This is a genomic window from Streptomyces sp. NPDC031479 (assembly GCF_055581065.1).
In genome coordinates, this window is record NZ_JBVIKC010000014.1 from 180329 (window position 1) to 200876 (window position 20548).

Here is a 20548-nt window from a genome sequence, read left to right on the forward strand (position 1 = left end):
TAGAGGGGCAGGGTGGTCCTGGGATTGCTGGGAGCAACCATAGGCGCAGGACCCTGTCCGTTGATCCGCCAGGGGTCGAGCTCATGAGGACAGGGCCGAACAGGCGTTTCACAATGTGACTATCGCGTCAAGAAATCGTCAAAGATTAGGTAAGGTAACGAAGTAACTTGCCGGACGCGCCTCCGGAAGGAACGATCCGCCGCTCCGTCAGGCGCGCTGAGGAAAGGGCCGCCCGCTGACTGTCCACACGCTCAACGAGCTCCTGCTGGTCTGCTCGCTCGTGCTGCTCGTCGCGGTAGCGGCGGTACGCATCTCCTCACGCAGCGGCCTCCCCAGCCTGCTCATCTACCTCGGCATAGGCATAGCGATAGGCCAGGACGGCATCGGCAACGTCGTATTCGACAATGCCGAGCTGACGCAGGTCATCGGTTACGCCGCACTCGTCGTGATCCTCGCCGAGGGTGGTCTGGGCACCAAGTGGAAAGAGATCAAACCCGCACTGCCGGCCGCGATCGTACTGTCGCTGGTCGGCGTCGCGGTCAGCGTGGGCGTCACGGCGGCGGGTGCGCACTACCTGGTCGGGCTGGAGTGGCGGCAGGCCCTGCTGATCGGCGCGGTCGTCTCCTCGACCGACGCGGCGGCCGTCTTCTCCGTTCTGCGCAAGGTCCCCCTCCCGTCGCGGGTCACGGGCGTGCTGGAGGCCGAGTCCGGCTTCAACGACGCTCCCGTCGTCATCCTGGTGGTGGCCTTCGCGACGGTCGGACCGGTGGACGACGGGTACATCCTGCTCTGCAAGATCGCGCTGGAGCTGGCCATCGGCGCCGCGATCGGCCTGACGGTGGGTTTCGTGGGAGCGTACGGACTGCGGCACGTGGCGCTGCCGGCCTCCGGTCTGTACCCGATCGCCGTGATGGCGATAGCCGTGGCGGCGTACGCCGCCGGCGCGATGGCGCACGGCTCCGGCTTCCTGGCGGTGTACCTGGCGGCCATGGTGCTCGGGAACGCGAAGCTGCCGCACTGGCCGGCCACTCGCGGGTTCGCGGACGGGCTCGGCTGGATCGCACAGATCGGCATGTTCGTGCTGCTGGGCCTGCTGGTCACCCCGCACGAGCTGGTGAACGACTTCTGGCCCGCGGTGATCATCGGACTGGTGCTGACGATGGTGGCGCGACCTCTGGAGGTGTTCGTCAGCCTGCTGCCCTTCCGGATCCCGTGGCAGGAGCAGGCCCTGATGTCGTGGGCGGGCCTGCGCGGCGCCGTCCCCATCATCCTGGCGACCATCCCGATGGTGACCGGCATCGAGGGCAGTGACCGGGTCTTCAACATCGTCTTCGTGCTCGTCGTCGTCTACACCCTGGTCCAGGGCCCGACCCTGCCGTGGCTGGCGCTCAAGCTGAAGCTCGGCGATACGGACGAGGCCGCGGCCGACCTCGGGATCGAGTCGGCGCCGCTGGAGAAACTGCGCGGGCATCTGCTGTCCTTCGCGATCCCGCCCGCCTCGCGCATGCACGGGGTGGAGGTCAGCGAGCTGCGGCTGCCGGCGGGGGCGTCGGTGACGCTGGTGGTCCGGGACGCGAAGAGCTTCGTACCGGCGCCGTCGACCGTGCTGCGGCGCGGGGACGAACTGCTGGTGGTGGCCACGGATCCGGTTCGCGACGCGGCGGAGGCCCGGCTGCGGGCGGTGGCGCGCGGCGGCAAGCTGGCGGGGTGGCTGGGCACCGGGGGCGGAACGTCACTGTGAGGGCGGCCGACGGCCGCAGCGTCCGTCGGCACTCTTCGAGCTCTCGACGCCCACCGACGCTCGTCCGCGATTGTCGACATTCCCCGGCTGCCGGGCACGCGGTCACCCGCGGTGGGCCGGCGGCGATTCTCGGTGACGGAGGGTGACACAGGGGTGGTCAAGGTGAACACTCCGCTATAGAGCGTTGCTCTAAACTGGCCGATTTCAGTGGTGTATGACCTCCTTCACGCCCATTTCATGGGTGCTGGAATGCGAAGCTCCAGTTAATCCCAGGTGAAGACACGAGTTGCCAGAGAAATCACAGGGCGTGGTAGCGGATTCCCCTGTACGATGAAGGCACACCAGATCGAACCAACTCTGCCTGACGCAGAGCTGGCGCGACCGCAAAGCGGCCGTGGCACCCTCCCGCAGTGGGCGCCCAGGTATCACTCGGTTCTGCGCAAGAGGACAGCTCTCGGGGCTCCCACATGTACGGGTGCGGTCGCTCACAAGGCGGCTCACCGTCCGCAGACGGGGACGCTCTACCAGGCAGCGGAAAGGCCAGGCCGTGACATCCGCGGTCACGACCGACAAGTCCGCCACGTCCACCCGACCCGGCTACGGGCAGCTTCTGCGCACGCCCGGCGCCCTCGGCTTCGTCCTCCCCGGCTTCGCCGCCCGTCTGCCGTTCGGCATGCTGACGATCAGCATCCTGCTGCTCGTCCAGCACGCCACCGGCTCTTACGGCGACGCCGGCATCGTCGCCGCCGTCACCGGCGTCTCCATGGCCCTCTTCGCACCGGTCATGGGCAAGTTCACCGACCGCCGCGGCCAGAGCGCCGTCCTCGTGCCGGTCGTCCTCGTCCACGCCGCCGCTGTCTCCGCTCTGACCGCGCTGGCCCTCCTCGGCGCCCCGCTGTGGGCGCTCGCGCTGGCCGCCGTCCCGGCCGGCGCATCCGTCCCGCAGGTCGGGCCCATGGTCCGCTCCCGCTGGGCGGCCAAGCTAGAAGGATCCCCGCTGCTGCCGACCGCGGCCGCGTTCGAGTCCGTCACCGACGAGTTCACCTTCGTCGTCGGACCCGTGCTCGCCACCGCCCTGTGCACCGGCATCCACCCGGCGGCCGGTCTGGCCACCGAGGCCGCCCTGACCCTGCTCGGCGGCCTCTTCTTCGCCGCGCAGCGCGCCACGGAGCCGAAGCCGGCCCCGGTCCCGGCCGGCGGCCAGGAGCACGCCTCCGCCCTGTCCTTCCCGGGCCTGCGCGTCCTGATCGTCGCCTTCATCGGCATCGGCGCCGTCTTCGGCGGCATGCAGGTCTCGCTCGCCGCCTTCTCCAACGAGATCGGCAACCCGGGCGCCAACGGCCTGCTGTACGGGATCTTCGCGGCCGGCAACATGACCGCCGGCATCGCCATGGGCGCCATCGCCTGGAAGATCGGCCCGCGCCGCCGCCTGATCCTCGGCTACATCGGTCTCACCGCCGCCGCGTCCGTCCTGTGGGCCGCCCACTCGATGATCCTGCTGGGCGCCCTCGGCCTGGTCGTCGGCCTGTGCATCGCCCCTGCGCTGATCACCGGCTACACCATGATCGAGCAGCTGATCCCGGCCGCCTCGCGCACCGAGGCCTTCACCTGGCTGACCGGCGCGGTCGCCTTCGGCCAGGCCGGCGCCGTGACCCTGGCCGGCCGGCTGACGGACGCGCACGGGTCCTCGTACGGCTTCCTGGTGCCGCTGGTGGCGACCGCGCTCGCGCTGGTCACCCTGCTGGCCCTGCGGGCGAAGCTGGCGCCCGCGGCCGCGAGCCGGATCGTGAACGCGTCCGCTCCCGCCGCCGCGGCGACCCCCGCGCCGGCCGCCCGTAACCGGGTGGACGAGCGTGGCATCGGTCACCGCCAGCCTGTGACGGTGGACTGATCCGCCGGAATACGTCACCATGGAGCGTCGTTAGCACTCATTGAGTCAGAGTGCCAGGAGGAAATTCGTGCCGACCTACCAGTACCAGTGCACCGAGTGCGGTGAGGGCCTTGAGGCCGTGCAGAAGTTCACCGATGACGCACTGACCGTGTGCCCGAGCTGCGACGGACGCCTGAAGAAGGTGTTCTCCGCGGTCGGCATCGTCTTCAAGGGTTCCGGTTTCTACCGGAACGACAGCCGTGGCGCTTCGTCGAGCAGCACGCCCGCCTCGAAGCCCTCGTCCTCGTCCTCGACGACGAGCACCGCAGCGCCTGCCGCCGCTTCGTCCTCCTCGACGTCGTCGTCCGGCACCGGCAGCAGCGCCGGCTCCACGTCTGCCGCCTGACCCGTACGCCTTCCTTTTTTCCGTAAGGCCCCGCTCGCCCTCCTGGGCGGCGGGGCCTTGCGCGTACCCGGTTAGGGTGGCGCCATGGTCAACGCAGAGATCGGTGTCATCGGCGGCTCGGGCTTCTACTCCTTCCTGGACGACGTCTCGGAGATCCAGGTGGAGACCCCGTACGGGCCCCCCAGCGACTCCCTGTACCTGGGCGAGCTGGCCGGGCGACAGGTCGCCTTCCTGCCCCGGCACGGGCGCAGCCACACCGTGCCCCCGCACAAGATCAACTACCGGGCCAACCTGTGGGCGCTGCGCTCGGTCGGCGTCCGGCAGGTGCTGGGCCCGTGCGCCGTGGGCGGCCTGCGGGCCGAGTACGGGCCGGGCACGCTGCTCGTCCCGGACCAGCTGGTCGACCGTACGAAGTCCCGCGCCCAGACCTTCTTCGACGGGGAGCCGCTGCCGGACGGCAGCATCCCCAACGTCGTGCACACGACCTTCGCCGACCCGTACTGCCCGGTCGGGCGCACGGTGGCGCTCGAAGCGGCGCGGGGACGCGGCTGGGAGCCGGTGGACGGCGGCACGATGGTCGTCATAGAGGGGCCCCGCTTCTCCACGCGGGCGGAATCGCGCTGGCACGCGGCGGCGGGCTGGTCGGTGGTCGGCATGACCGGGCACCCGGAGGCGGTCCTCGCCCGCGAACTGGGACTCTGCTACACCTCGATGGCCCTGGTCACCGACCTGGACGCGGGTGCCGAAACGGGTGAGGGCGTCTCCCACGCGGAGGTCCTCAAGGTGTTCGGCGAGAACGTCGGCCGGCTGCGGGAGGTCCTCTTCGACGCCGTCGCGGCCCTCCCGCCGACCGCGTCCCGCTCCTGCCTGTGCACCCACGCCCACGACGGCTGGGACCTCGGCATCGAGCTCCCTTAGCCGCGCTCACCACCCCGACAGCGACCGCGCCTTCCTCCGGCCGCCTTCCTCCGGCCGCCTTCGCCCGCCCGTCCGGCTCAGCCGCGCACGGCCGGCCGCACCCCGCGGACGAGCTCGCGGAGCCGGTCCGCCCGGTCCCCCTCCCCCAGGTCGAGGGGGATCCGGGCACTCGCGGCCAAGGCCGCGACGACAGCGGTGAACCCTTCGGACAGCGCGGCGGCGACGGGATGGCTCCCGCGCAGGTACCGGTCCACGAGTTCCTCCGCGAAGCGGGCGAGCCCCACGGGGTCGACCTCGCTGTCGTCGGCCTCCATGGGACCGATCCCGGAGGGGATCCCCAGTTCCCGCTCGAAGACGGCCACCTGCGCGAGGAAGAGCCGGGACACTCCTGTCGCCGGGTTCCAGAGCACCTCGTCGGCCATGTTGTAGTACTGGCTCATCCGTCGATGATCGCGTGCGGGGGCTGCCGCTCCGCCGTCGGGGGCGGGCGCGGGGGCCGCCCGCGAGGGTGACGGGGTTGTCCACAACCTGGGGACCGTCCACAGGCCGGCGCGGCATCGGGCGGAACGGCGGATCGTGAGGGGGTCCGGGCGCTGGACCCGGACACGGATCCCGATCGGCTCGGCGGTGCCCACCATGTCCAGGACCTCTTCTTCCTGTTCCCCCTGTTCGCCCTCCTCCCCCTCCCCCGTCCCCTCTCCCTCTGCGTGTCCCCCGTCGCGCCCCGTTCCCCCGTTCCCCCCGCTCCGCGTGGGCAGGGCCGGGGGCCGGCTGCGTCGTGCGGTGCGGCGGCGCAGGCGGGCCACCGCGGCCGGGCTGGCCGTCGTGGCGGCAGCCCTGGCAGTGGGCGGGGCGCAGGCCCGAGCCTCCCGGGGCGCGGCCCCGCCCGTGGCGAAACCGCCGGCGGCGGTGGTACGCCTGGTGTCGGCGCCCGTGCGCATCGCGGACGCGGCGACGGTGCGGCTGCTGCGCCCCGGGGACCTGGTGGACGTGGTCGCGGCGGAGCGCACCGGGCCGCCCCGTGTGGTGGCGGCCGGAGCCCGGGTCGCCGAGGTGCCCGAGCCGGAGAAGGGCATCGGGGACGGCGGCGCGCTGGTGGTGCTGTCCGTCCCCCGGGACACCGCTCGGGCCCTGGTGGGCGCTGGCACGGTGGCACGGCTGGCGGTGACGTTGTGCTGATTCGCACGTACGCCCAGTCAAGTCACCTTGATGTGGGGCCCGATTGGACACTGCGGGCTCGGACTGCCGTAACTTTCGGAACAGTTGACTCCGTATTCAGCGGTTCGAGAGAAAGGCTCAGTGGTGGGCGAGAAGAAGAAGGAGAGCGTGCTGGCGGGCTTCAAGGCCTTCCTGATGCGCGGCAACGTGGTGGACCTGGCGGTGGCCGTGGTCATCGGCGCCGCGTTCACGAACATCGTGAACTCGATCGTGAAGGGCATCATCAGCCCGCTCGTGGGCGCCATCGGCACCAAAAGCCTGGATGTCTACACCTCGTGCCTGAAGGATCCCTGTGGCATCAACGCGAAGGGCGAGCCGACCGGCGTCAACATCCTGTGGGGGTCGGTCCTCAACGCCGCACTGACCTTCCTGATCACCGCGGCGGTCGTCTACTTCCTGATGGTCCTGCCGATGGCGAAGTACCTCGCCCGGCAGGAGGCGCGCCGCAAGGCCAAGGAGGGGGTGAAGGAGACCATGGAGATCACCGAGCTGGAGGTCCTCAAGGAGATCCGCGACACCCTGGTGGCGCAGCGGAGCTCGAACGGTGGCAGCGGCCAGGCTCCGGGGGCGCGGGACGTCTTCTGACCGCTCGGGCGGATCAGATGTGGTGCGGGGGCTTCTCGTCGAGGAATCGGGCCAGGTCGGCCGCGCTTCCGCCGGTGGGCGGCCGCTCGCCCCAGCCGCGGTCGGTGTCGTCGGACGACTGCCGGTCCAGCGGGTCGTCGAAGACCAGCCGGGGGCGCGGCTTGGGAGCCGGCGTCGAGGACGCCGGTGCCGGTGCGGGCGGAGGCGTCGCGGTGGACTCGGGCAGCGGGTCGGGGGCGGCGGAGGTGCTCATGCGTCCAGGGTACGGCGGCCCCCGGCGCCCGCCCGGTTCAGCTGGGAGCCTCGGCGCCCTTGCGGGCGTAGAACCACCAGCACACGGCGAGGCAGGTCGCGTAGAACCCGATGAAGATCCACAGCGCGTTGGTGACGGCCATGGCGGCGAACATCGCGGGGATGAAGAAGAAGCCGTAGGCGGCGATGGCGGAGGAGAAGCCGGTGACGGCGCCCGCCTCCGTCTCGGACTGCTTCAGCGCGGCCGACTGCGCCTCGGGGCCCTGGCCCTCGGCTTGGCGCATGTGCTGGTCCCGGAAGATCACCGGGATCTGCCGGAAGGTGGATCCGTTGCCCAGTCCGGAGAAGGCGAAGGCCGCCAGGAAGCCGATGAAGAAGGCCCAGAAGCTGCCCTGGTCGCTCCCCGGGGGAAGCGCGAAGATCACGACCACCAGGGAGGCGGCCATGCCGACGAAGGACAGCATGGTCACCCTGGCGCCGCCCATCCGGTCGGAGAGCCAGCCGCCGGCCCAGCGCGAGCGTGAACACCACGGAGACCATGTGCAGGATGGCGAGGAACTCGTATCCGCCGCCGCGCAGGAAGATCGAGGAGAAGGTCAGCAGCAGCCCGGTCACCGAAATCACGATGAGGCAGATCAGCGGGAGCATGTCGTAGGCGAAGCGCTGGCCGGTGATGGCTCCGCGGTCCTTCATCCGGCGCCACAGGAAGTAGGAGGCACCGGGGATGACGAGGACGGCGGCGATGTCCAGGCCGTGGAACATCAGCCAGCCGAGGGCGTCGAGGGAGTTGAAGCCGAGGACCTCGAATCCCCAGATCCGCATCTCGTAGCCGGGGCCGGAGCCGCTGTCGGAGGTGAAGGTGAACCAGCCCCAGGTGAGGGGGAAGGTGATCGCGGCGGCGAGCAGGCAGCCCCAGAAGATCAGCTGGTGGGCGGCCCAGCGGGAGCGGGAGCGGGCGCCGAGGAACTTCTGGAAGCCGAGGTAGGTGGCGGTCATCCTCGGCAGGGCGGTGGGCGCCCTCTTGAAGTTGGCGGCCGAGAAGAAGCTGCCGAAGCCCTTCCTGAAGAGGCGGCGGGCGCCGGGGGCGGAGACCCAGACGGTGTAGCGGTAGGCCACGCCGAAGGCCAGGAAGACCGTGGCGACGGCGTAGGGCAGCAGGGCGGAGTCGAAGTCCCGCAGCAGGCGGCTGCCGAGCACGATCGCGGCGATGAGCAGGAGGGAGACGACGGTGCCGGCGAGGGTGGCCCGCGCGGCGACGGGCCGTCCGGCCGACGGTGGGACCTCGCGGGGCCCTGGTGGTGGCGGGGCTGCGGCGAGGGCTTCTGTGGGCTCGGACACAGCACCACGCTAGGCGGTTTGTACCGTTTCAGCCTGTTGTGCGGATCTTAGGGTTGCTCCGAATCGGGGCGGGCCGCGCCCGGGCCGGGGGCGGCGGCGTTCCCGGAGCCGGGCGGGCACCGGCCGGGCTCCGCCGGATCGTTCCGGTGGCGGCGGGCCGCCACGAGTCCGGCCGGGGTACCCGTGGGGTGCGGGCCGCGCGCCTCGCCTGCCGGGCGGCCGGGCACTGCTGTGCTGGGCGGTATGACGTACGTACCGATGACCGCGCGCAGCCGCGACGAGGACCACCGGGCGGCGACCCCGCTGGAGCTGTTCTTCGATCTCTGTTTCGTCGTCGCGATCGCCCAGGCCGGTCAGTGTCTGGTGCACTCGCTGGCGGAGGGCCATCCGGGGAGCGGGGTGATCGGATACTTCTTCGTCTTCTTCGGGGTGTGGTGGGCGTGGATGAACTTCACGTGGTTCGCGTCGGCCTACGACTGTGACGACGTGCCGTACCGGATCGCGACGCTCGTGCAGATCGCCGGTGTGCTGGTCTACGCGGCGGGGGTGAGCCGGGCCTTCAACCAGAACGACTGGACGGTGGCCGTCATCGGCTACCTGATCATGCGGGTGGCGCTGACGGCGCAGTGGCTGCGGGCGGCGTCCGGGGAGAGCGGCGCGGCCCGTACGGCGGCGCTGAAGTACGCGGCGGGGCTGGTGTTGTGCCAGGCGGGCTGGGTGGCGCTGCTGTTCGCCCCGAATGCGTCCAAGCGGTGGCTGTTCCTGGTGCTGGTGGCGGCGGAGCTGTTGGTTCCGGTGCTGGCCGAGCGCGGGCACCAGACGCCGTGGCACGCACACCACATCGCGGAGCGGTACGGGCTGTTCACCATCATCGTGCTCGGCGAGACGATCGCCGCGAGCACGGTGGCCGTGAAGTCGGCGCTCGACGAGCACGAGGCCCTCGGTGAGCTGCTGCCGATCGCCGCCGGCGGGCTGCTGATCGTGTTCGCCGCGTGGTGGATCTACTTCGCGGTGCCGATGCACGAGCGGCTGACGTCCAACAGGGAGGCGATCCCGTGGGGGTACGGCCATCTGTTGATCTTCGCGTCGGGTGCGGCGATCGGTGCGGGCATCGAGGTCGCGGTGGAGCACGCGGTGGGCCAGGCCCACATTGCGCAGGTGGCGGCGAACGCCGCCGTCACCGTCCCGACGGCCCTGTTCCTGATGATGGTGTGGTTGTTGCACTCCCGGCACTTCAAACGGGGTCTCGCCCAGCAGCTGGTGCTGCCGGTGTCCGCCGTGGTGATCCTCGCGTGCACGTGGACGGGTGACTACGCGGTGTTCTACGCCGGCCTGTTCGCGACGGCGACCGTGGCGGTGGGCCAGACCCTCTCGGTCCGGGGCGGGCCGCGGGCGGCCGTCGCCGTCTGAGGTCCCGGGATCCGGAGGAGGCGCCGGCCGCGGGCCGTCACTCCCGTGCCCGTGGATCCGTTCTGCAGCACGGCGCACCGCGTACGGCGCGCCGCACATCACGCGGTGCGCGTCACGCACCAAGGCGACAGGAAGAGACGGCCCATGACACTCCCCCCGCAACGGCAGAGCAGCACGACCGGTCCCGGAGCGGAACTGGCCGAGCCGGGTTTCTGGCAGCTTCCGCCGGACCGGCGCCTGGCCGCCTTCGCGCGCCTGCGCGCGCTGCCGTCCCCGGTGTTCGTCCCGGAGGGGGCCGGCCATTGGGCGCTCGTCCGGCACGCGGACGTGCAGGAGGCGAGCCGGCTGCCCAAGGTGTTCGCCAGCGCGCCCGGGGTCACCACGCCGGAGCCGGCCCGGTGGGTTCGGGCGCTGTTCGGGGACTCGATGGTCAACCTGGACGGTCCGGACCACGCGCAGCTGCGCAAGATCGTGCAGCGGGCCTTCACGCCCCGTCTGCTGGCCGCCGCCGAGGAGGACATCCACGCGGTGGCGGCGCGGATCGTGGACGACGTGCTGGAGGGGCGGCCCGACGAGTTCGTGTCGGCGGTGGCCTCCCGGCTGCCGCTGGAGGTCATCTGCAACATGATGGGCATCCCGGAGCGCTACCGGGCGGAGATCGCGGACCGGGTCAACCACGCTTCCGAGAACATCGGGGTGGAGCGGGGCCTGGCGTCGCGGCTGCGGATGCCGGGGCGGGGGCTGCGGGCGCTGGCGCGGATGCAGCGGATGGTCGCGGGGATCGGGCGGGAGCGGCGCAGGCACCCCACCGACGACCTGATCTCGGCGCTGGTCTGCGCGAACGTCGACGGCCAGGCGCTCGGGGCCCGTCAACTGGGGGCGTTCTTCAGTCTGCTGATGGTGGCCGGGGTGGAGACGACCCGTAACGCCATCACGCACGGGCTGACGCTGCTGACCGACTTCCCCGAACAACGGGACCTGTTGCTCTCGGACTTCGAGAAGTACGCGGACGGCGCGGTGGACGAGATGATCCGGCACTCGACGCCGATCATCCAGTTCCGCCGGACGGTGACGGCCGAACACACGCTGGGCGGACACCTGTTCCGGCCCGGCGACAAGGTGGTGCTGTACTACGCCTCCGCCAACCGTGACGAGGCGGTCTTCCCCGATCCGGACGCCTTCGACATCACCCGCTCCCCCAACCCCCATCTGGGTTTCGGGGGTGGCGGTCCGCACTTCTGCCTGGGCGCGCACCTGGCCCGGGTGGAGATGAAGGCGCTCTTCCGCGAGCTGCTGACCCGTCCGGTGGGGCTGCGCGCGGTGGGGCTGCCCGATCTGGCGGGGTCCAGCTTCGACAACCGGGTGCGCTCGCTGCGCTTCGCCTTCGACTGCCCCCACACCGGGGTGTGACGGCAGGCGGGGGGACCGGCCACCGGGCGGGCTGGGAGCCCGGTGGCCGGAGCGCGGTCCCGCCTACTGCTGGAGGCTCTGCACCGTCAGGACGCAGTGGGCGCTGCTGGTCAGCACTTCCTCGTCGCCGGCGAAGGCCTGCAGGAGCTCGGGGGTGACCGGCTTGCCGGGGACGGCCTCCGGCCAGGCGCGCGTGGCGAACAGGAAGTACGCCTGCCCGCTCTCGTCGGCGGCGGCGACCCACTCGTCGGGGGCGGTGCAGGTCGCGTTCAGGCCGGGCAGGGTCAGGGCGACCTGGTTGCCCGCGAGGAGGATCTGCACGGCGAAGGTGCGCGGGTTGCGGGTGCCGTCCATGACGACGTCGCCGATGGGCAGGCCGATCTCCTCCAGCAGTCCGCGCGCGGCCTTCTCGCCCACCTCCCGGCCCTGCGGGCCGTCGCCGAGGGTGTAGGCGAGGAGGTACGGGATGTCGTGCCCTTCGGAGGGGTCACCGATCCAGGCGAGCACGGAAAGGGTGCCGAGGTGGGACCGGTCGATTTCGGCTTGCGTTGAAGTCATGCGCCGCACCTTAGTGCTCTGGAACCGGGCCCTTTCACGGCCTTTCACCCGGGCGGGCTAGACCGACCAGAAACCCCCTCCGGAATTCGCCCGGATGTTCGCGTCCTGATACTGGAGCCGCACAATGCGCGTGTTTTCCGGGATTTCGAACACCACCCACCCCTCGGCCCGCTCACCGACCGCGAGGGAATCGAAGACGAGTGGTTTGCCGGTGGTCAGTTCACCGGTGCGCACGGCCGGGTAGCGCTTTCCCGCGCTGTCGTACGCCCACATGCGCCCGAGGGGCCCGTACGAGGCGCCGCCGACGTTGACGAACGACATCGAGGCGGCCGTCCAGCGCTTCCCGGCGGGGGGCCCGTAGTTCGGCTCCACGCTGAGCGCGGGGTCCACGTAGGCGGCGAGGACGGCCTGGAGGTGTCGCCCCACCTCGCGTCCCTGCACCCGTACGGAGTCACCCACATGGGCATCCTTCGCGGTGGCCCCGTCCGCGCCGCGGGCCGGCGCCGCGGGCTCCTCGTCGGTGCCGGGCGCCCCGTCGTCGACCGGGACGGCGGGTGCGGCGGCGGGGGCGAGTGCGGCGCCCTCGGGGGCGCTCTGGCAGGCGGTGGCGCCGAGCAGCAGGACGGGCAGGAGGGTGGCGGCGGCGAGGGCGGCGGTGGGCTGGCGCATACGGGAACCCCTTCGGGGATCTTCGGTGCGGGGATGTATTTCGGCCAGTCTCACGCGCCCGAGCGGGCAATTGCACACACCGACACGGGTATGCGGTGCGTGTTTGCCCCCGACTGCCAGCACAATGCGTTCCGGCGGAATCCCGTCATCCACGCCCACCTGGAGGAAGAATGCGTACGCCTGCCCGCCGAATGGCCTTCTCCGCCTTCTCCGCACTGGCCGCGACCGCTTTGTTCGCGGCGCCCGCCGCCGCCACCGTCTTTCAGCAGGCCGTCGTCGTCAACCCGGACGCGGAGATCGCCCGGGACGGTGCGATCACCCTTCACGGGGCCTATCAGTGCGAGACCGCGTCCCCCGGCGGGGCTACGCAGATCAGGGTGACCGTCGCCCAGAAGGACTCGGGCCGGCTCAGCATCGGGACCGGTGCCGTCTGCGACGGTGCGCCGCACGAGTGGAAGGTGCGGGCGCCGCAGTTCGGCGCCGGCCTGCACGCGGGTCGCGCGGTGGCGACGGCGGAGCTCCAGGAGGTGCACCTGCACGGCCTGATGCCGAGGGCGGTCGACACGGTCGCCGTGGACAGCCGGGACATCGAGATCCACGAGCAGCACTGAGGCCGCGGGGCACCCGCCGTCCGTCCGGTGGCCGCGGCCACCGGACGGACGGCATCGCGCGGGCGCGGCCGCGGGTCAGTGGCATTCGGGTGCGACGCCCGTCATCGACATGAACGCGACCGTCTGGCACCCGGGGTCCGCGTGGGGCCGTCCCGTCGTCCAGTCCACGACCTTCGGCACCCCGGCCGCGAGCAGCAGCACCGCCAGGAGGCCCGTGACGGCGCCCCTGCTCAGGCGGCGCACGGCACGGCCCGGAGCAAAACCTTCCGTTTCATGGCCGCATCATCACCCCGCACCCGGCATCCCACAACCCGGAGTGAGCGTCCGCTCACAACGTGCCGCGCTGGCCGGCGCGGGCGTCGAACTCGCACCAGACGGCCTTCCCGTCGCCCCGGGACTCCACCCCCCAGTGCGTGGCCAGGGCGTCGACCAGCAGCAGCCCGCGCCCCGTGGTGGCCGCCTCGCCCGGTGTGCGGCGCCGGGGCCAGACGCTGGAGCGGTCCTTGACCCACAGCCGGATCCGCCGCACGGGTTCGGGCAGCACCTCCATGGTCAGCACCGCCCCGCCGTCGGTGTGCAGGAGGGCGTTGACCAGCAGCTCCCCCGCCGCCAGCTCGACGTCGTCGGCCAGCTCGGCCATGCCCCAGTCGCGCAGGGCCTGCCGCAGGGCGTAGCGGGCCTCGGAGAGCCCCTCCGGGTCGGCCTGGTGGATGTACTGGTGGATGCGCGGGGCCCGGTGGGTGCCGGGGTCGGGGGCGCGGCGCAGCACGAGCAGGGCGACGTCGTCGCCGGAGCCCCAGCGCTCCCAGAGCCGGTCGGAGAGGTGGTCGGCGAGGGCTCCGGCGTCCTGGGGTCCGCTGCGCACGGCGTGGGCGAGGGCTTCCATGCCCTGGGTGATGGCGGTGCCGGGTTCCTCGACGAGCCCGTCGGTGCACAGGACGAGGATCTCGCCCGGCACCAGGTCCAGGCGGGTCTCGGGGAACTCCTCCTGTTCGAAGGCGGAGGCCAGCCCCAGCGGCAGGCCGCCGCGTACGTTGGGCCAGCCGGTGCGGCCGTCGGTGTGCCGGATGAGCGGGCCGAGGTGGCCGGCGCGGGCCGCCCGTACGCCGCCGGTCTCCAGGTCCACCTGTGCGTACATGCAGGTGGCGAAGCGTTCGGTGTCGAGTTCGGCGAGGAAGCGGGAGGCGCGGGCCAGGACGGTGGAGGGGGAGTGCCCCTCGCCGGCGTAGGCGCGCAGGGCGATGCGCAGCTGGCCCATGATGGCCGCGGCGTGCGTGTCGTGGCCCTGGACGTCGCCGACGACGATCCCGACCCGGTCGCGGGGCAGGGAGATCACGTCGTACCAGTCGCCGCCGACCTCGCGTCCGCTCCAGGCGGAGTGGTAGCGCACGGCGATCTCTCCGCCGGTGATGTCGGGGATCCGGCGCGGCAGCATGGCGGCCTGGAGGCCGGTGGCGAACTCGCGTTCCTGGTCGAAGAGGAGGGCCCGTTGCAGGGACTGGGCGACGATGCCGGCGAGGCCGAGGCAGAGGTTCTGTTCCTCCGGGCTGAACTCGCTGCGCCGGCGGTAGAAGAGCACGAGTCCGCCGATGGCCTTGGCCTGGGCGATGAGCGGGAGGTAGGCGGCGGCGTCGTAGCGGATCCGGTTGAGGTAGTCGGCGAGCAGCGGGAACTCGGCGGCCAGCTCGGTGAGCGAGGTGACGAATCGTGCCTGGCGGGTGAGCACGGCCTGCGACAGCGGCAGGGATCCGTCCAGGCGGGTGAACCTGCGTTCGCTGAGGATCTCCAGGGACTCCCCGCTCAGCGCGATGATCTTGATGGTGCCGTTCTCGACGAGGCCCAGCGCGAGTCCGTCGGCGCCGAGCCGTTCCAGCGCGCCGGCGCCGGTCAGAGCGGCCGTCACGTCGTCGACGGTGACGGCGCGCGACAGGGCCTCGGTGGTGCGCTGCACGATGGCGGCCTGCTGGATGCGGGCGTTCTCCAGTTTGCGCAGCACGGTGGCGTGGGCGAGCTCGGCGGTGGCGTCGCGCACGATCCCGACGATGCGCAGCGGATGCCCGTCGGGGTCGCGCAGCACCCGGCCCTGGATGTGGGTCCACTGGTCGCGGCCGTCGCGCCGGCGCACCGTGAGGTACGAGCCGTAGGTCTCGCCGCCGCCGTCGAGGACGCCGGCCACGGTGTCCTGGAGCCGTGCCGAGTCGTCGGCGGGGATCCGCAGCCCGAGGCCGTCGGGGGTGTGGTCGAACTCGTGCGGCTCCAGGTCGAAGACGGCCAGGCCGGCCTCGTCGATGGCGACGGTCCCGGTGTCGAGGTCCCATTCGAAGCTGCCCATGCCGTTGAGCGCGAGCCGCTCCCCGGGGCCCGTCAGCGGGCCGGGGGTGCCGTCCCGCCCGGGCCTGTCACGCTCCGCCGCTGCCACGAGTCACACCACCTAACGGCCGGGCCAGCACGGCTGGGAGATGAGCCGCTCCCACTCCTCGTCAGGATGCCCCGGGAGGGTGCGTCCGGCCTCCCGCCAGCGCTTGAGGAGGGCGAGGTAGATCGCGGCCGGGTCGGTGGGGGCGAAGCCCCCGGAGGGGCCGGAGGGGCCGGAGGGGCCGGAGGGGCCCGGTGGCCTGCCGGTGCCGGACGCACGCCGGCCGTGCGGTGTGCCGCCGGCGGCTCCGGCCGGGGAGTGCTCCCCGCGGCTGGCGGGGATGCGCACCCAGCCACGGCCGCCCTGTGCTCGCTCCGCGCCCATCGCGGGACCCCTCTCCGGTGGATCTCAGCGTAGATACGTATTCGGATGCCCGGCGGCGGCCCGGTCCGGGCCGGCGCCGTCGGTGGTGCCGGTGAGCGGGCCCCGGGCGCCGAGGCGGCCCAGGACTCCCTTCACCAGTCTCCCCGCCGTGAAGCCCGCGCCGTGTACGAATCGCATGGAAGGTCCGAACGAGGGAGCGGTCAGCAGTCCCGCGAAGAACAGTCCGGGCCAGGACGACTCGAAGCCGGGGCTGAGCTCCGGGGTCCCGCCGTCGCCGACGGTCGCCAGGGCCGCGCGCAGTCCCGCGTCGAGCAGTTCCAGCCGGGCCAGGTCGGGGGCGAAGCCGGTGGCGGCGATGACGTGCGCGGTGTCCAGTACGACGGACTCCCCGGCCGCCGTGGTCAGCCCGAGCCGGGTCCGGCCGCCGGCCACGGGCACGGCCCGGTGCAGCCGGTGTCCCAGCAGGGTCGGCACCCGCCGCTCGAAGCGCTCCCGCAGCCACCAGGCCCCGGCGGGCCCGAGGGCGGTGGCGGCGATCCGCTCCCGGGTCGGGGCGGGCAGCCGCCGCACCGCCCAGGGCAGCTCCGACCACACCCAGCTGCGCCAGCCGGTGCCGAGGCCGCTGTGCGGGTCGCGCAGGGCCCGGAGCAGGGGCCGGTCCAGGGGCTGCGGGACGGTGTTCCAGTTCAGCCGGGACCGCCGGGCCACCAGGCAGGGCCGGGCGCCGGTCTCCGCGAGGAGCGCGGCGGTCTCCAGTGCGGCCTGCCCGGCGCCGAGGACGGCCACCTCCCGCCCGGCGAAGCGGGACAGGTCGCTGTGGCCGGTGCTGTGCGAGCAGTGGCCCGGGGGCAGGTCGCGCAGTGCTCGCGGGTACCGGGTGAAGGGCATCACCCCGACCGCGAGGGCCACGGTGCGGGCCGGGCGGGGCGGGCCGTCGGCGGTGCGGACGAGGAAGCCGTCGCCGTGCGGGGTGACCTCGGTGACGGTGTCCTCCTCCACCTCGGGCAGCCCCGCGTGGCGGGCGAACCAGAGCCCGTAGGCGCTGAAGGTGCCGATGGGCAGCGGGCTGCCGTGTTCGGCGGTCAGGCCGCGGGTGGCGCAGTACTCGGCGAGGGTGTGGCGGCCTCCGGGCGCGGAGAGGTTGGAGGACCAGGGCTCCGACTTCAGGTACATGCCCCCGGGCATGTGGTCCCGCCAGGACGCCATGGGGCGTCCCACCACGCGCACCCCGAGCCCGGCCGCAGCCGCGTGCGCGGCGATCGACAGCCCGTAGGGGCCCGCGCCGATCACCACGAGATCGTCCATCCGCCTCACGGCCGTTCCTCCAGCTCTTCGGTTACCGGGTGACCAGTTCGTCCGGCTCCGCCGGGGCCTCCGGCGGGGTCCGGCGGGCCGGGGGCCCCGGCCGTTCGCCCCCGCGCTGCCGGGGCGCCCGCACCGCGCGGGCCCCCCGGCGGCCCTGTTCGGGTACGCCGCGCAGGGCGCGGGCCCCCTTGCCGAGGCCGCGGCCCAGGAAGGCCCCGAGCATCGCCAGGAACGGCCCGAGGTCGTCGGCGGCGAACCAGGCCGCCTCCACGCGGCCCCGCCGCTCCCGCGGGGGCGCCGCCCGCACCGGACCGGGCCGCCGCCCGGCGGGCGGGGCAGGTGCGGCGGAGGGCGCCGGTGCGGCGGGCGGGGGCAGTGCGGCGGGCGGGGCCTGGGCCCCGTCGGCCGGACCCGCGGCGGGGGCCGGGCCCCCGTCGGGCGGGGTCCGCGGTACCTGTCCCGGTTCCGGTTCCGGGCGGCGGACGGCGGGCAGGACGGGGCCCGCCTCCGCCGTGCGCCGGCCGCCGGGCGGGACCGGGCCCGGCACCCCGGGCAGGCCGGACACCCCGGTGCCGCCGGACGCACCGGATGCCCCGGACTCCCCGAGCGCACCCAGCGCACCGGCGGCCCCGACCGCACCGGCGGCCCCGAGCGCCCCGAGCGCCCCGGGGCCGCCGGCCGGGCCGGGGCCCTGGTCACGGCTGGCGCCCGCCGCGGCGGTGCCGGCGCCGTCGGCCCGTACGGTCGTCGCCGCGGGCAGCCGGCGGCCCCGTACCGCCGCGAGCAGCGCGTAGTTCTCGGCGACGAACACCCGGCCGGGACCGCCCACCGGCTCCGGGACCCGTTGCCCCGTCAGATCGAGGTACATCGCCTGGACCACGTCCAGCCCGCGGTCGTCCGTGAACAGCCGGAACTGCGCGCCGGGGCGCGGGTTGAAGTCCACCAGGCGGAAGGTGCCCCGCTCGTCGCACCGGAAGTCGAGGTCCAGGATCCCCTGGTAGCCGAGCCGTTCGGCGAGCCGCAGCCCCGACTCCTCCACGGCCGGGTCCGGCAGCCACCGTCCGACCGCCGTCAGCCCCGTCCGCACCGGCCAGGACAGCTCCTTGCGGCCGGACCCGGCGAGCAGCGGGCGCCCGCCCCGGGCGAAGGCCCCGTGGAAGAACCAGTCGGTGTCGGGGCCGGCGGGCAGGAACCGCTGGAGCAGCAGGCGGCTCCCGGCCTCCGCCGAGCGTTCGTACAGCCGCCGCGCCTCCGCGACGCCGTGCACCAGGGTGGTGCTGCGCAGTCCGACGGCGGCGGGCAGCAGCCACGGCCGGCTCCACTTGGCCACCACCGGCAGGCCGAGCCGCCAGGCGGCCTCGGCCGCCTCGGCCCCGCTCGCCGGGATCACCGTCTCCGGGTGCGGGACGCCCCAGCGGGCGCAGAGCCGCGACAGCTCCGCCTTGTCGGCCACGCGGGCGGGCAGGTTGTCGGGCTGATGGGGGATCCGGAAACGGTCCGTCAGCATCGGGGCGACCCTGGAGACGGCGATGGCGCTCAGGTCGTCCATGGCGATGAGCACCGCCGGCCGCCCGATCCGCTTCGACACCCCGGTCAGGCACTCCAGCAACGCCTCGGGCGCTTCGGGGTCGAGCCCCCCGTCGGGTCCGGGATGCGTGGCGCGCAGGTACCGCGAACGCCCCATGGGACCTCCCCCGGCTTCGACGACGGCATGGACCTCCACGCCCTTGCGCCCAAGCGATCTGACGGCGCCGAGGGTTCCGTGGTGGAACGGATTCCGATCGAGTCTGAGCAGAACAGCGGGCACATGGTTGGCGAACGCGTGCATGGAAACGGTGTCTTTCACCTAGTCGGACCAAGCGGGCAGGATGCGCAGCTGCGAATGGCCTAGGCAAAGGCCATCGGACAGGCCATTCGTCAGATGTGATGTCTAACGTCGTCGGCAAGCACACCGGTTCGGGAAAGCTCGGGAGACGCCATGCCCAGACCACGCCGCCGACTGGCGAGCACCTGCATCGGTACGGTCACGGCCGGGCTGCTCGCCACCGGGGCCGCCCTGGCCGCACCGGAGGAAGAGCCCAGGGGCTCCGACATCGCCATGGGCGCCTACCTCGACTACGGGCCGTCCGGCGTCGCCCGGATCCCGTACCTGTCGCGCTGGCTGGGCGGCAAGGAGATCCGGGTCGGGCACACGTATCTGCCCGGTGACCAGTGGGCGGGCATCGAGGGCAACGTGCCCTTCCTGGCGGACTGGGCCGAGTGGCGGCAGGCCGAGGACGACCGGATGTTCGTGCTGAACGTGCCCATGCAGGCCCGGAACGAGGGCCGGGTCCCGGACTGGCAGGTGGTCCAGCTGATCCGGGCCGGCGCGCAGGGCCAGTACGACCGGCACTTCACGAAGCTGGCCGAACGGCTGGTGGCGCTGGGGGTGCCGGACACGGTCGTCGTGCTCGGCTGGGAGATGAACGGCACCACGTACACCCACCGCTGCGGGCCCGACCCGGAGAACTGGAAGGCGTACTGGAAGCGCGTCGTCAACGCGATGCGCGCCGTTCCCGGCCAGCGGTTCAAGTTCGATTTCGCCCCCAGCCGGGGGGCGGACGCGATCGGCTGGACCAAGTGCTACCCGGGCGACGACGTGGTCGACGTCATCGGCATGGATTCGTACGACCAGGCGCCGGGCCGGACCTTCGAGGACCAGATCACTCAGCCGTACGGGCTCCAGGCGCACGTCGACTTCGCGAAGGCACACGGCAAGGAGATCTCGTTCCCGGAGTGGGGGCTGTTCCGCAACGGGGACAACGCGGAGTACGTGCGGCGCATGCTGAAGTGGATCGAGCAGCACAAGCCGCTCTACCACACCATCACCGACTACTGCCCGCACGGCGTGTGGCAGTGCAAGCAGAACCCGGAGTCGTCGAAGGTCTTCCGCGAGGCGCTGACCCCGCGGGTGCCGGTCGAGCCCACGCCCCCGGTGGTCCCGACGCCCGTGGTCCCGACCCCGGTCGTCCCGACCCCGGTGATGCCCACTCCGGTGGTCCCGACGCCGGTCGTCCCGACCCCGCAGGTCCCGACCCCGCAGGTGCCCGCACCAGCGGTCCCGACGCCGACCCCCACCCCGGAGGCGTCCGACCCCCCGGTCGTGCCCCCGGTCGTCCCCGGCCCGAGCACGGGTACGAGCCCGGCCCCGACGCCGACTCCCGAGCCCGCGCCCGAGCCCAAGCCCAAGCCCGATCCCGGGGTGTCCGTCCCGCCGGTGTTCCCGCCGGCGCCGACGCCCGAGGTCTCGGTGCCCGCGTCGCCGAGCCCGCTCGTCCCCACCCCCGTCCCCGTCCCCGCCCCCGTGCCCGTCCCCAGTCCGGCGCCGAAGCCGCCCGCCCCCGAACCGACCGCCAACAGCACGCAGTGGTGCGTCCCGCTCAACTTCGGCGAGTGGCTGAACAAGCTGGTCGGCAGGCAGACGGTCTGCATCACGCTCGACTGGGGCAAGAACTCCGGCTTCTGGCCCTTCTAGACG

General features: G+C 72.8%; 20 protein-coding genes and 1 pseudogene. 10 read left to right on the plus strand and 11 right to left on the minus strand.

Annotation, left to right across the window (positions count from 1 at the left end; genetic code table 11):
* Positions 1–280 precede the first annotated feature (280 nt).
* From ACZ5D2_RS18305 to ACZ5D2_RS18320, 4 genes are all read left to right on the plus strand, one after another.
* Complete coding sequence (locus ACZ5D2_RS18305) at positions 281–1741, plus strand: potassium/proton antiporter (RefSeq protein WP_371678162.1); 1461 nt, start codon at positions 281–283, stop codon at positions 1739–1741.
* 547 nt (positions 1742–2288) lie between these two features.
* On the plus strand, positions 2289–3632 hold the full coding sequence (locus ACZ5D2_RS18310) for an MFS transporter (protein ID WP_371678161.1): 1344 nt from the start codon (positions 2289–2291) through the stop codon (positions 3630–3632).
* Positions 3633–3699: 67 nt separating this feature from the next.
* The gene (locus ACZ5D2_RS18315) at positions 3700–4017 is read left to right on the plus strand and encodes an FmdB family zinc ribbon protein (protein ID WP_468930385.1); all 318 of its coding nucleotides are present in this window, start codon (positions 3700–3702) and stop codon (positions 4015–4017) included.
* 84 nt (positions 4018–4101) lie between these two features.
* On the plus strand, positions 4102–4935 hold the full coding sequence (locus ACZ5D2_RS18320) for an S-methyl-5'-thioadenosine phosphorylase (RefSeq protein ID WP_468930388.1): 834 nt from the start codon (positions 4102–4104) through the stop codon (positions 4933–4935).
* 77 nt (positions 4936–5012) lie between these two features.
* Here ACZ5D2_RS18320 and ACZ5D2_RS18325 read toward each other — a convergent pair whose 3' ends face one another.
* Positions 5013–5375 (minus strand): DUF6086 family protein, encoded by a 363-nt coding sequence (locus ACZ5D2_RS18325; RefSeq protein ID WP_371678157.1) that lies wholly within the window; start codon positions 5373–5375, stop codon positions 5013–5015.
* Positions 5376–5571: 196 nt separating this feature from the next.
* Between ACZ5D2_RS18325 and ACZ5D2_RS18330 the strand changes: the two genes are divergently transcribed.
* A complete protein-coding gene (locus ACZ5D2_RS18330; protein ID WP_468930392.1) occupies positions 5572–6114 on the plus strand; it encodes a hypothetical protein in 543 nt (180 codons plus the stop codon).
* A 174-nt stretch (positions 6115–6288) separates the two neighbouring features.
* Positions 6289–6738 (plus strand): large conductance mechanosensitive channel protein MscL, encoded by a 450-nt coding sequence (locus ACZ5D2_RS18335; RefSeq protein WP_468930448.1) that lies wholly within the window; start codon positions 6289–6291, stop codon positions 6736–6738.
* A gap of 13 nt (positions 6739–6751) precedes the next feature.
* Here ACZ5D2_RS18335 and ACZ5D2_RS18340 read toward each other — a convergent pair whose 3' ends face one another.
* From ACZ5D2_RS18340 to ACZ5D2_RS18350, 3 genes and pseudogenes are all read right to left on the minus strand, one after another.
* On the minus strand, positions 6752–6991 hold the full coding sequence (locus ACZ5D2_RS18340; protein ID WP_371678155.1) for a hypothetical protein: 240 nt from the start codon (positions 6989–6991) through the stop codon (positions 6752–6754).
* A gap of 37 nt (positions 6992–7028) precedes the next feature.
* Positions 7029–7460: a hypothetical protein gene (locus ACZ5D2_RS18345; protein WP_468930451.1), complete on the minus strand. Its 432-nt coding sequence runs from the start codon at positions 7458–7460 to the stop codon at positions 7029–7031.
* Positions 7461–7506: 46 nt separating this feature from the next.
* Positions 7507–8328 (minus strand): annotated as a pseudogene (locus tag ACZ5D2_RS18350) (MFS transporter); the annotation flags it as partial.
* Positions 8329–8571: 243 nt separating this feature from the next.
* Here ACZ5D2_RS18350 and ACZ5D2_RS18355 point away from each other — a divergent pair.
* Together ACZ5D2_RS18355 and ACZ5D2_RS18360 are read left to right on the plus strand one after the other, a co-directional pair.
* Complete coding sequence (locus ACZ5D2_RS18355; protein WP_468930396.1) at positions 8572–9738, plus strand: low temperature requirement protein A; 1167 nt, start codon at positions 8572–8574, stop codon at positions 9736–9738.
* Positions 9739–9882: 144 nt separating this feature from the next.
* Entirely contained in the window at positions 9883–11148 is a 1266-nt protein-coding gene (locus ACZ5D2_RS18360) for a cytochrome P450 (RefSeq protein ID WP_468930399.1), read from the plus strand.
* Between the two features lie 63 nt (positions 11149–11211).
* On the opposite strand, the gene ACZ5D2_RS18365 is transcribed toward ACZ5D2_RS18360, so the two are convergent.
* Both ACZ5D2_RS18365 and ACZ5D2_RS18370 read right to left on the minus strand, forming a co-directional pair.
* Complete coding sequence (locus tag ACZ5D2_RS18365; RefSeq protein WP_371678152.1) at positions 11212–11706, minus strand: DUF5949 family protein; 495 nt, start codon at positions 11704–11706, stop codon at positions 11212–11214.
* A gap of 57 nt (positions 11707–11763) precedes the next feature.
* A complete protein-coding gene (locus tag ACZ5D2_RS18370) occupies positions 11764–12375 on the minus strand; it encodes a DUF4352 domain-containing protein (RefSeq protein WP_371678151.1) in 612 nt (203 codons plus the stop codon).
* A 170-nt stretch (positions 12376–12545) separates the two neighbouring features.
* On the opposite strand from ACZ5D2_RS18370, the gene ACZ5D2_RS18375 reads away from it, so the two are divergent.
* On the plus strand, positions 12546–12986 hold the full coding sequence (locus tag ACZ5D2_RS18375) for a DUF6299 family protein (RefSeq protein WP_371678150.1): 441 nt from the start codon (positions 12546–12548) through the stop codon (positions 12984–12986).
* Positions 12987–13061: 75 nt separating this feature from the next.
* Here ACZ5D2_RS18375 and ACZ5D2_RS18380 read toward each other — a convergent pair whose 3' ends face one another.
* The 5 genes from ACZ5D2_RS18380 to ACZ5D2_RS18400 form a co-directional block, all read right to left on the minus strand.
* Complete coding sequence (locus ACZ5D2_RS18380; protein ID WP_266839580.1) at positions 13062–13229, minus strand: hypothetical protein; 168 nt, start codon at positions 13227–13229, stop codon at positions 13062–13064.
* A gap of 85 nt (positions 13230–13314) precedes the next feature.
* Positions 13315–15405 carry a SpoIIE family protein phosphatase gene (locus tag ACZ5D2_RS18385; RefSeq protein WP_468930405.1) on the minus strand — a complete coding sequence of 697 codons (2091 nt, stop codon included), beginning with the start codon at positions 15403–15405 and terminating at the stop codon, positions 13315–13317.
* Positions 15406–15417: 12 nt separating this feature from the next.
* Positions 15418–15726 (minus strand): hypothetical protein, encoded by a 309-nt coding sequence (locus ACZ5D2_RS18390; protein WP_371678147.1) that lies wholly within the window; start codon positions 15724–15726, stop codon positions 15418–15420.
* Positions 15727–15750: 24 nt separating this feature from the next.
* Positions 15751–17031: an NAD(P)-binding domain-containing protein gene (locus ACZ5D2_RS18395; RefSeq protein WP_468930409.1), complete on the minus strand. Its 1281-nt coding sequence runs from the start codon at positions 17029–17031 to the stop codon at positions 15751–15753.
* A 31-nt stretch (positions 17032–17062) separates the two neighbouring features.
* A complete protein-coding gene (locus tag ACZ5D2_RS18400; RefSeq protein WP_468930412.1) occupies positions 17063–18715 on the minus strand; it encodes a carboxylate--amine ligase in 1653 nt (550 codons plus the stop codon).
* A 294-nt stretch (positions 18716–19009) separates the two neighbouring features.
* Between ACZ5D2_RS18400 and ACZ5D2_RS18405 the strand changes: the two genes are divergently transcribed.
* Positions 19010–20545 carry a glycoside hydrolase family 26 protein gene (locus tag ACZ5D2_RS18405; protein ID WP_468930415.1) on the plus strand — a complete coding sequence of 512 codons (1536 nt, stop codon included), beginning with the start codon at positions 19010–19012 and terminating at the stop codon, positions 20543–20545.
* Positions 20546–20548: the final 3 nt, after the last annotated feature.